The sequence below is a fragment of the Tardiphaga sp. genome (genome assembly GCF_041424195.1).
GTDB lineage: Bacteria > Pseudomonadota > Alphaproteobacteria > Rhizobiales > Xanthobacteraceae > Tardiphaga.
In genome coordinates this window covers 1-10,639 of record NZ_JBGMOE010000078.1, presented here as the reverse complement: position 1 = coordinate 10,639, position 10,639 = coordinate 1, and the positions used below count along the sequence as shown (strand labels likewise).

7 protein-coding genes and 1 riboswitch are annotated in these 10,639 nt (G+C 62.1%); of the genes, 2 read left to right on the top strand and 5 right to left on the bottom strand.

Features of this window, described 5'->3' with window-relative positions; all coding sequences use genetic code 11:
* Window positions 1-628: 628 nt before the first annotated feature.
* A complete protein-coding gene (locus ACEK02_RS12385) occupies window positions 629-2,692 on the top strand; it encodes a peptidoglycan DD-metalloendopeptidase family protein (protein ID WP_371422009.1) in 2,064 nt (687 codons plus the stop codon).
* Between the two features lie 92 nt (window positions 2,693-2,784).
* Here the strand turns inward: ACEK02_RS12385 and ACEK02_RS12380 are convergent, their stop codons facing one another.
* The gene (locus ACEK02_RS12380) at window positions 2,785-3,423 is read right to left on the bottom strand and encodes an NAD(P)H-binding protein (protein ID WP_371422008.1); all 639 of its coding nucleotides are present in this window, start codon (window positions 3,421-3,423) and stop codon (window positions 2,785-2,787) included.
* A 74-nt stretch (window positions 3,424-3,497) separates the two neighbouring features.
* On the bottom strand, window positions 3,498-6,137 hold the full coding sequence (clpB, locus tag ACEK02_RS12375) for an ATP-dependent chaperone ClpB (RefSeq protein ID WP_371422007.1): 2,640 nt from the start codon (window positions 6,135-6,137) through the stop codon (window positions 3,498-3,500).
* A gap of 231 nt (window positions 6,138-6,368) precedes the next feature.
* Between clpB and ACEK02_RS12370 the strand changes: the two genes are divergently transcribed.
* The gene (locus tag ACEK02_RS12370) at window positions 6,369-7,142 is read left to right on the top strand and encodes an MOSC domain-containing protein (protein ID WP_371422006.1); all 774 of its coding nucleotides are present in this window, start codon (window positions 6,369-6,371) and stop codon (window positions 7,140-7,142) included.
* A gap of 175 nt (window positions 7,143-7,317) precedes the next feature.
* On the opposite strand, the gene ACEK02_RS12365 is transcribed toward ACEK02_RS12370, so the two are convergent.
* From ACEK02_RS12365 to ACEK02_RS12355, 3 genes are all read right to left on the bottom strand, one after another.
* On the bottom strand, window positions 7,318-7,962 hold the full coding sequence (locus ACEK02_RS12365; protein ID WP_371422005.1) for a TIGR02594 family protein: 645 nt from the start codon (window positions 7,960-7,962) through the stop codon (window positions 7,318-7,320).
* Window positions 7,963-8,303: 341 nt separating this feature from the next.
* Window positions 8,304-8,990 (bottom strand): methionine biosynthesis protein MetW, encoded by a 687-nt coding sequence (metW, locus tag ACEK02_RS12360; RefSeq protein ID WP_371422004.1) that lies wholly within the window; start codon window positions 8,988-8,990, stop codon window positions 8,304-8,306.
* A 2-nt stretch (window positions 8,991-8,992) separates the two neighbouring features.
* Window positions 8,993-10,195, bottom strand: coding sequence for a homoserine O-acetyltransferase (locus ACEK02_RS12355; RefSeq protein ID WP_371422003.1), 1,203 nt, complete (start codon window positions 10,193-10,195; stop codon window positions 8,993-8,995).
* An 87-nt stretch (window positions 10,196-10,282) separates the two neighbouring features.
* Window positions 10,283-10,362: riboswitch (SAM riboswitch) on the bottom strand.
* Window positions 10,363-10,639: the final 277 nt, after the last annotated feature.

Below are 10,639 nucleotides of genomic sequence, written 5' to 3'. Positions count from 1 at the left end.
CAAGGACTCCGCCGTCCACGTTTCTCTTTCTTCAATTTAACTTGTCAAACAGCCCGACGCCGAAACGTCACTCTCCACCAAGGGAGAAATTCTTGTCGCATAATCACCCGACAACAGACCAGCAGCCGACACCTATCGGCTACTGAAGCACTCTTCGCGGTGATGAGCTTCCGAGACACAGACAACCGCCCGGGCCGGTGGGCCCCGGCGCCGCCGCGCTCAGTGGCCGGGTTATAGGCCCCCTCACCCGAAACTGTCAACGCCCTTCGTCAGAAAATCGTCACGTGCTGTGGAAGAGGCGCTGCGGGGCAAAAAGCGTAGGTTTTTCAGGGGTGACGCCGTACAAGAGCCACATTCCTCCGACGTTCTGAGCATGCCTTGAGCAAAGATTCTGCGTCGCCCCTGAAACTTTTTGGGGTCGGCCGGACGGGATCTGGGCTCGCTGGCCTCCCCGGAGGGATGAACTGCGGCATCGCACCGCTCTTCCGGGCCAAGAACAGAGCGAAAGAGTTTGCGGCATTGACGTTCGTCCATTCGGCCAGCATTTTGGCGCGCACTGTTCGACCGTCGATGCGATGTGCCTGGGGAAGACTCTTCGCATGATGCTGGGAATTCGGGGGATGTCGGCTTGAATCACGGACTGTCACGCGGCGGCGCTTATAATCGTGAGACCGGGATGATCGATCTCGGCCACGAGCCGCCGCTATCCGTTGACGGCTCCGAAGCTGCGGTGATCGATCGCCGCCGCGTCTCGGTACAATGGTTCAGCGGTACTATCCTCACAGGTCTCTGCGGCGCGGCTCTGATCGGCGGCGCCGTTTTTGCGTCGCTCGACGGCGAGATGACCTTTGCCAAGGTACCCGAACGTGTCGAAGGCGCGCTGCGCGGCGCCTTTAGTGCCACCGACAAACAAGCCAGCCTGCATAAGGCCGACCGCCTGCCGCCGCCGAGCGAAGCTTCCGCCGCGCGTCAGGTGCTCAAAGTCTCTACCGTCACCCGCGTCGGCAATCGCGACGTGATGCGCGTGCGGCCCTTCATCCGCATCTCCGGCAATCTGGTGATGGCGACCAGCGATCTCAGTGCCAAGATCCCGCCCTTCAATGCACAGCGCCTGCTGACCGATGTCGGCAGCCCCACTCCGAACAGCGACGACGCCGCGGTCAATCCGAATGCCGTAGAGCCCGATGCCGAAGTCTCCTTCGTCACGCGCGATCTCGGTCAGGTGCTGCCTAAAGCCAAGATCGGCGCCAGCGTTGCCATCGATGAAGTGTTGATGCGCGTGCGCGACGCCTCCCACTGGCGCGGCAATACCGGCGTTAGGTACACGACGGTCGCCAGCGCTACCGGCGATCTCGGCGGACAGCCCGACATGAAGATGGCCTATGCCGCCGAAGGCACCACGGCCGATCCCTATGCCGGCTTCGAAACCCGTATCGTGCCGGAAAACGTCACCCTGCTGGCCAAGACCAAGGATCAGGCGACCGGCGGCAACCCGAATGGCGAGCGTATCCATATCGTCAAGAAGGGCGACACCATCCTGACGATCCTGCGCGACCAGGGCGCGATGCCCGAGGAAGCCAAGGCCATTGCCACGACGCTGGGCGCCCGCGGCCGCGACGGCGGACTGAAGGAAGGCCAGAAAGTTCGAATTCTGATGTCGCCGGCCGGACCGGGCCAGCGCTTGCAGCCTTACCGCGTGATCGTCGCCAACGATTCCACCATCGAGGCGGTCGCCGCCCTCTCGGATCTCGGCAAATACGTCGCTGTCGATGTCTCCACCATGAACACCGTCGCCGAAGCACCAAGCGCGTCGGAGGATGACGAGGAGGATGACGGCACCGGCGTGCGGCTCTATCAGAGCATTTACGAGACGGCGCTGCGCAACAAGGTCCCGGCTACCGTCATCGAGGACATGATCCGGATCTACTCCTACGACGTGGATTTCCAGCGCAAAGTACAGCCCGGCGACTCGTTCGATGTGTTCTTTGCCGGCGAAGACGAAGGCGCCGTCATCACCGAAAAGACCGAAGTGTTGTTCGCTTCGCTCACGGTGGGCGGCGAAACCAAGAAATATTATCGCTTCCAGACCGCGGACGACTCGGTCGTCGACTACTACGACGAGACCGGCAAGAGCGCGAAGAAGTTCCTGGTCCGCAAACCCGTCAATAACGCCATCATGCGTTCGGGCTTCGGCGGACGCCGCCACCCGATCCTCGGCTACACCAAGATGCACACCGGCGTGGACTGGTCGACGCCCTACGGCACCCCGATTTTCGCATCCGGCAACGGCGTGATCGAAAAGGCCGCCTGGGAAGGCGGCTACGGCAAATATATCCGCATCAAGCACAACAACGGCTACGAAACCGCCTACGGTCATATGTCGGCCTTCGCCAAGGGCATGGAGCCCGGCAAGCGCGTGCGGCAGGGCCAGGTCATCGGCTTCGTCGGTTCGACCGGCATGTCCACCGGCGCTCACGTTCACTACGAAATCCTGGTCAACGGCCGCTTCGTCGATCCGATGCGCGTGAAGCTGCCGCGCGGACGCTCGCTCGAAGGTCCCATGATGGCAAGCTTCGAGAAGGAACGTGACCGGATCGACGGTCAGATGACCATGCGTGGCCCGGGCGCCCGCGTGTCAGATGCCGGCGTGACCGGCGCGGTACCACCAGCACGGCCCATAACCAGCCGCTAAATTCGTATCTTTCGCCTGGTTCTGCGCGTCAGACCGATGCCGCATGCCTGACGCCGGCCGAGGCCGGCAGCAGGGACGCTGAGGTTTGGCGATCAATCCGCCGCGAGCTCTGCAGACCCGATCAAGTGAACCCCGGGCGCGCCTGTCACGGCGGCCTCGATCAATGCATCGGCAATCTTCTCGGCGGGGCTGATCCGATAGCTGCGCGGCAGGACCGGACCGAAGATACCGAGCACCGCTGCCGCGATGCGTTCGCCCAGCCGGAATTCATCGCGATCACCGCCGATCAGGCCCGGCCGCACAATCGTCAAAGACGGAAAGCCCGTCGCCTTCAGCGCTTCCTCCACTTCGCCTTTGGTACGCGGATAAAGCAGCGTTGAGTGCGCATCTGCGCCGAGTGAGGAGTTCAGTGCGAAACGCCCAGCACCGTGCTTGCGCGCCAGCCGGGCGATTTCGAGCGGGTAATCATGATCCACGACGCGAAACGCCTGATCCGAGCCGGCCTTGGCACGCGTCGTGCCGAGCGCACAGATGACACCATCGACGTCCCACCAGTCGGCCTCGGCTGGCAACCGGTCGAAATCGACCAGCGGGTTGTCGAGCTTCGCATGCGCCTCAAGCGGCCGACGCGTCGGCGCAACGACGCGCGTGATCCGACTGTCGGCAAGCGCCTTGATGATGACATGCCGGCCGACGAGACCAGTGGCGCCGGCGACCAGGATGCGGGTCATAAATGGCTCCCGATAATAGAAAAGCGGCCTGAACCGAAAGATTCAGGCCGCTCATTCAGGTTACGTCAAACCGCTCAGTTCAGATGCCGCTTCGACACCGGCGCTTCGAATTCGGCGATCTCCGCGGTCCGCGCCGGCTTGCCGTTGAAGGTCAGGACGTTGCCGGCGGCGCTTATGTCGACATGGTCGCCGTCCTTGACGTCGCCGGCGAGGATCATCTCGGCCAGCGGATCCTGGACGTTGCGCTGGATCACGCGTTTCAGGGGACGGGCGCCATAGGCGGGATCCCAGCCCTTGTCGGCGAGCCAGTCGCGGGCCTCGTCCTCCAGCACCAGCGTGATCTTGCGATCTTCCAGCAGCTTGGCGAGCCGCGCGAACTGGATCTGAACGATCCGACCCATCTCGCTCTTCTGCAAGCGGTGGAACAGGATGATCTCATCGACGCGATTCAGGAATTCCGGCCGGAAATGCGCGCGGACATTGCCCATCACCAGATCGCGAACTGCAGATGTATCCTCGCCCTCGGGCTGGTTGACCAGGAATTCCGAGCCGAGATTCGACGTCATGATGATCAGCGTGTTGCGGAAATCGACAGTGCGGCCCTGACCATCGGTCAGGCGGCCATCGTCGAGCACCTGCAGCAGCACGTTGAACACGTCCGGATGCGCCTTCTCGATCTCGTCGAACAGCACGACCTGGTAGGGCCGACGCCTGACAGCTTCGGTCAGCGCGCCGCCCTCGTCATAGCCGACATAGCCCGGAGGCGCGCCGATCAGACGGGAGACCGAGTGCTTCTCCATATATTCCGACATGTCGAGGCGAACCATCGCGGTGTCATCGTCGAACAGATACGAGGCCAGCGCCTTGGTCAGCTCGGTCTTGCCGACACCGGTGGGGCCGAGGAACATGAACGAACCCATCGGCCGGTTCGGATCCTGCAAGCCCGCGCGTGAACGACGCACGGCCGTTGCTACCGCACGCACCGCTTCGGCCTGGCCGACGACGCGTTCGCCAAGGCTCAGCTCCATCCGCAGCAGCTTGTCCTTCTCGCCTTCCAGCATCTTGTCGACGGGCACACCAGTCCAGCGCGAGACCACCTGCGCGATGTGGTTGGCGGTCACCGCCTCTTCCATCATCTCGCCGGCATTCTCGTTGGCTTCGATATCGGCCAGCCGCTTTTCAAGCTCCGGAATCCGGCCATAGGCCAGTTCGCCGGCACGCTGATATTCGCCGCGGCGCTGTGCATCGGCGAGTTCAAGGCGCAAGCCATCGAGCTCGCTCTTGAGCTTCTGCGCATTCGACAGCTTGTTCTTCTCGGCCGACCAGCGCTGGGTCAGCGCCGCCGATCTCTCCTCGAGCTCGGCGAGTTCCTTCTTAAGCGTTTCGAGCCTGCTCTTCGAGCCGGCATCGGTTTCCTTGCCAAGCGCCTCCTGCTCGATCTTGAGCCGGACGATCTCGCGGTCCATCGAGTCGAGTTCTTCGGGCTTGGAATCGACCTGCATCTTCAGCCGCGCCGAAGCCTCGTCCATCAGGTCGATGGCTTTGTCCGGCAAGAAGCGGTCTGTGATGTAGCGGTTCGACAGCGTCACGGCAGCCACCAGCGCGGAGTCCGTGATGCGGACGCCGTGATGCTGTTCGTATTTGTCCTTCAAGCCGCGCAGGATCGACACGGTGTCTTCCACCGTCGGTTCCGCCACGAAGATCGGCTGGAAACGCCGCGCCAGCGCCGCGTCCTTCTCCACATGCTTGCGATATTCGTCGAGCGTAGTGGCGCCGATGCAATGCAGCTCGCCGCGCGCCAGTGCAGGCTTCAGGAGATTCGACGCGTCCATGGCGCCGTCGCCCTTGCCGGCGCCGATCAGCTGATGCATTTCGTCGATGAACAGGATGATGCCGCCTTCGGCCGAGGTCACCTCGCCCAGTACGGCCTTCAGCCGCTCCTCGAACTCGCCGCGATATTTCGCGCCGGCGATCAGCGCGCCGAGATCCAGCGAGAGAAGGCTCTTGTCCTTCAGGCTCTCCGGCACGTCGCCATTGAGGATGCGCAGCGCGAGGCCCTCGACGATGGCGGTTTTGCCGACGCCGGGTTCGCCGATCAGCACGGGATTGTTCTTGGTTCGCCGCGACAATACCTGAATCGTGCGACGGATTTCCTCGTCACGGCCGATCACCGGGTCGAGCTTGCCGTCCCGCGCGGCCTGGGTCAGATCGCGGGCATATTTCTTCAGCGCGTCATAAGCGTTTTCGGCCGTGGCGGAATCCGCCGTGCGGCCCTTCCGCAGCGCATTGATCGCGGCATTGAGATTTTGCGGGGTGACTCCGCCCTTGCTGAGCAGGCTGCCGGCCTCCGAATCCTTGTCGAGCGAAAGCGCGAGCAGCAGACGCTCCACGGTGACGAAACTGTCGCCGGCCTTGTCGGCCGCCTGCTCGGCGGCGTCGAACGCGCGGGCGGTCGCCGGCGCCAGATAGACCTGGCCGGCCCCTGCGCCCGAGACCTTGGGTATCTTGCCCAGCTCAGTTTCCGTCGCCTTCAGGATGGCGCGGGAGTTGCCGCCGGCGCGGTCGATCAGCCCGCCGGCCAGACCCTCGCTGTCGTCCAGCAGCACTTTCAGAATATGCAGCGGCGAGAATTGCTGATGGCCCTCGCGCACGGCCAATGATTGCGCCGACTGGATAAAGCCGCGCACCCGTTCGGTGTATTTCTCAATATTCATCGTATGTTTTCCCTCGGCCTGCCCTGTCCACCTCGAAAGCACAGATGGGGCATCTTCATTGGGTTTCCACGGGCCGCATTGATGGTCGTCAATCGGCCGCAGTCGTCGTTGGCGTTAAAACCAGCTTGATGGAAATGTGGGCAGTGGGTTCCCAAAACGGAAGGGGTCCGCATAAAATTCCAATCGGCCAGGCAATGGCGCCACGGGCCCAAATCTCTTAAGAACGGAACCATGTCGGAACAGCCTTGCGCCAGCGTTGCCAGCATCTACCGCTACCCCGTAAAGGGCCTGACGCCCGAACCATTGACAGAGGTGGCACTGACGCCCGGCCAGCCCCTCCCGGCCGATCGGCGTTATGCCATCGAGAACGGCCCGATCGGATTTGACCCCGCGGCACCGCAATATTTTCCGAAGACCCAGTTTCTGATGCTGATGCGCAACGAGCGCCTCGCGGCGCTGCGCAGCCATTACGACGACGCCAGCCATACGCTGACGATCCGGCAGGACAATAGCGAGGCCGTACGAGCCGACCTGCGGACGGCCGAGGGACGCGCAGAGATCGAAGCGTTTTTTGCGGGAAACTTTGCTGATGAGTTACGCGGGCCGCCAAAGGTGCTGTTCGCGGACGGGCATAGCTTTTCGGACGTGCCGCGCAAGGTCGTCTCGATCATCAACCTCGCCAGCGTGGCCGATCTCGAAAAGACCGTCGGGCAGCCGGTGCATCCGCTGCGCTTTCGCGGCAACCTGCATGTGACGGGTTGGCCGGCCTGGCACGAGTTCGAATTGATCGACCGGACGCTGGCCATCGGCGGCACCCGGCTCAAGGTCGTGAAGCGGATCGTGAGATGCGCCGCGACCAATGTCGATCCGGACACGGCCGCGCGGGATCTGACGATTCCGAAAACGCTGTTGCAGACCTACGGTCATGCCGATTGCGGAATTTACGCTGAGGTCATCACCGGCGGCACGATCGCCGCAGGTGATGAGATTGTAGCGGAAGAGTAGAGGCCAAGAGCACGCTCATCTTTTTTCTTCTCCCTTTTGGGAGTAGGCTGGCGCGGCCGGAGGCCGTGCCGGATGAGGGGGCATGCTGGGCGCGGGATCTGTGGCACCCGGATCGAACCGCTTCGCGGCTCGATCCACCCTCTCCCACAAGGGGAGAGGGGACGATGCAGAGCGATCAGCTCGTCGGCATCACGTAAGCGTAGATGCGGCCCTTCGAATAGACCGACTCCGCGACGCGGTTGCCATGATTGCCGGAGACGATGATCGGGTTGCCCTTGGCATCGACGCCCGAGACGACGCCGACATGACCGCCGCGACGACCGCGCGACATCACCGCGATGGCGCCGACCTGCGGACCGGAGACGCGCTGGCCGTAGCTCGAAAACGAGCGCGCCATATCCGAACCGGTGCCCTGATGGCCGGTGCGCTTCAATACGAGATTCATGAACGCTGCGCACCACAAGCGACCGCGCGCGGTCGGATTGCCGCGACCGATGAAGCTGCGCGCAGCGTCAACGATACCCGAACCGCCAAAGCCACCGGATGGCTGGTTCATGCTTGCATTGGCGTTATTGAAATTCGCGGAGTCGCCAAACGAAGGCGCCTGCTGCGTGGATTCGGCTCTGTGCCGCGCATAACGCGCGCGATGCCGGACGTGATGACGAGCACTGTGTGTGTATTTGCCGACGTGATGCGAGTGACGCGAGGCGCCGTGCTGAGGTCGTGCCGACGCAGGAGAGACCGACGCGAGAACTGCCGCCGAACACACCGCTAGAGCCGAGATGCGAAGTGCACGACGATACGCATAGAACTGAACCATACCAAATTTTTCCTCTTAACACCCCCGAACCCCATCGGCCCAAATACGCGGGCCAACAATCGGGACGGGCGTGGTAACGAAGTTGGTATGGCGATAACAAGACCTCTAACGGAACAGATGACGTTTTTTTAACGGCGACAACAGAGTGAATCGCCTCAACTTCAACGGTTGCAATACGTATAGACATGGCAGCCGCCCGCTCCGCGCAAGGCACGCCCCTATTACCTATTTAAATTAGCTTTTTATGCGCACCCCCAGCGTGCATCGCCTTGCGATACACGGCGAAAATATCGCGCAGAACGCGGGATTTCTGCCCCCATCCTGCAGAAATCCACACGCGATCAGGGCTGAGCGGATTTACCTGCGCGGCTCAGCAGGAAAACGCCCTGCTCCCCGAACATGTTCCAGAACCACCACGGCGCATTGAGACGTAACGGCCGGCCGTAGAGATCGAGCGCGACGGCGCGCTCCATCTTCACGTTGATCTCGTCGCACAACACAACGAAATCCTTGATGGTACAGAAGTGAATGTTCGGCGTGTCGTACCACGTCGCCGGCAGATTCTCCGTACGTGGCATGCGACCGCCGACAAGCAGCTGCACGCGCATCTTCCAGAAGCCGAAATTCGGAAACGACACGATGGCGCTGCGGCCGATACGCAGCAGATTTTCCAGCACGACGCGCGGCTGCCGCGTCGCCTGCAGCGTCTGCGACAGGATCACGTAGTCGAACGCATCGTCGGGATAGTTGACAAGATCTGTGTCCGCGTCGCCCTGCACGACTGCAAGGCCTTTGCCGACACAGCGGTTGACGCCCTCGCGCGACAATTCGATGCCGCGGCCGTCGATACCGCGACTTTCCAGAAGTTGCAGCAGATCGCCGTCGCCGCAGCCGACGTCCAGCACCTTCGAGCCCGGCTTGATCATCTCAGCAACCAGCAGATGGTCACCGCGATAGTTCTCCGTGCCGCGCGGCGCTGGCGTCGCCACCGCAGAGTTCAGCGGCAAGGTCTGTTGTGGAAACGCCATCTCTATGTCCCCGTGACAGGCAGACCGCGCACGGAGGCCGCGGAGTTCAGGAATGCATCGGCGATATCGAGAAATTCCGGCACGTCGAGCAGGAAGGCATCGTGGCCCTTGTCGGTCTCGATCTCCGCAAAGGAAACGCGCACACCGCCGGCATTCAACGCATGCACGACGTCGCGCGATTCCGCCGTGGGAAACAGCCAGTCTGATGTGAACGACATCAGGCAGAAGCGCGTCTGCGTATCGCGAAACGCCTCCGAAAGCTTGCCGTTGTGGTCAGCCGCGATATCGAAGTAATCCATCGCACGCGTCAGATAGAGATAGGAGTTCGCGTCGAAGCGCTCGACAAAGGACGAGCCCTGATAACGCAGATAGCTTTCGACCTGGAAATCAGCGTCGAAGGAGAATGTCGGCAATTCCCTGTCCTGCATGCGCCGACCGAACTTGCGGTGCAGAGCGGCATCCGACAGATAAGTGATATGCGCAGCCATACGCGCGACGCCAAGGCCGCGATGCGGATGCGTGCCTTCCTCGAAATAGCGCCCGCCGCGCCAGTCGGGATCGGCCATCACGGCCTGACGACCCAATTCGTGGAACGCGATATTCTGCGCCGAATGCCGCGTGCTGCAGGCAACGGCCAGCGCCGAGAACACGCGCTCCGGATAGGCCGCGGTCCATTGCAGCGTCTGCATGCCGCCCATGGAGCCGCCGACCACGCAGAACAGTTGCTCGATCCCGAGACGGTCGATCAGCATCGTCTGGGCACGGACCATGTCGGGTATGGTGACCACCGGGAAATCCAGCCCCCACACTTTGCCGGTAACCGGGTTGGTCGAAGCGGGACCGGTGGACCCCATACAGCTGCCAATGACGTTGGAACAGATCACGAAATAGCGGTCGGTATCGACCGGCTTGCCGGGGCCAACCAGCGTCAGCCAGCCACCGGGCTTGCCGGTGATCGGGTGCACATTGGCGACATGCTGATCCATCGTCAGCGCATGACAGATCAGGATGGCATTGGATTTGTCGGCATTGAGGGTGCCGTAGGTCTGATAGGCGATCTGGAACGGGGCGAGGTCGATGCCGCAATCGAGCCGCAGCGGCTGATCCATACCAAAAACCGCGACCAGGGAGGTCGGATGATCTGCTTCATGACCGCGCTCATCGGGGCGGACAACCGGACTCTTCACCAGTTCGACATTTACCATCTTGATACCGGCCTCCTCAGGAGGTTCTCAAACCAAAACCGGAATCAGGCCATAAAAAACCCGGCCTGAACAAATAGCTCGGCCGGGATCAAACTGTCCCCGGCCTGTTTAGCGAGTTGTTTAACGTGGCTGCAAGCCGGCCGGCTCAAATGACCACGGAAGAGCCCAGAAACTAGTCCCACACCCGCCTGCCGTCAATATGGGCATGCCCCGGTCAAATTGCCCAACTGGCCCGCGGCCAAATCTTCCATGTTTTCTTTGCTTTCCGGCACCGTCTTACCTAATCAATGGCCGTGCCCGCCGGCTCCCCGGAGCCGGCCCGGCAAGCTTGACGGGAGCTATCACGCCTCCCGTCCCGAAGGTTTTGAACATGTCGAAATTACCACCCGCTCCGCCCTCGCTGGACGAACTGCGCAAAGAGATCGACAGCATCGATGCGCAGGT

Excerpts from the sequence above, each read along its gene's own strand:
- ACEK02_RS12365 (WP_371422005.1), bottom strand. The coding sequence starts at position 7,962 with ATGGTTCAGTTCTATGCGTATCGTCGTGCACTTCGCATCTCGGCTCTA.
- metW (WP_371422004.1), bottom strand. The coding sequence starts at position 8,990 with ATGGCGTTTCCACAACAGACCTTGCCGCTGAACTCTGCGGTGGCGACG.
- clpB (WP_371422007.1), bottom strand. The coding sequence starts at position 6,137 with ATGAATATTGAGAAATACACCGAACGGGTGCGCGGCTTTATCCAGTCG.
- ACEK02_RS12355 (WP_371422003.1), bottom strand. The coding sequence starts at position 10,195 with ATGGTAAATGTCGAACTGGTGAAGAGTCCGGTTGTCCGCCCCGATGAG.
- ACEK02_RS12370 (WP_371422006.1), top strand. The coding sequence starts at position 6,369 with ATGTCGGAACAGCCTTGCGCCAGCGTTGCCAGCATCTACCGCTACCCC.
- ACEK02_RS12380 (WP_371422008.1), bottom strand. The coding sequence starts at position 3,423 with ATGACCCGCATCCTGGTCGCCGGCGCCACTGGTCTCGTCGGCCGGCAT.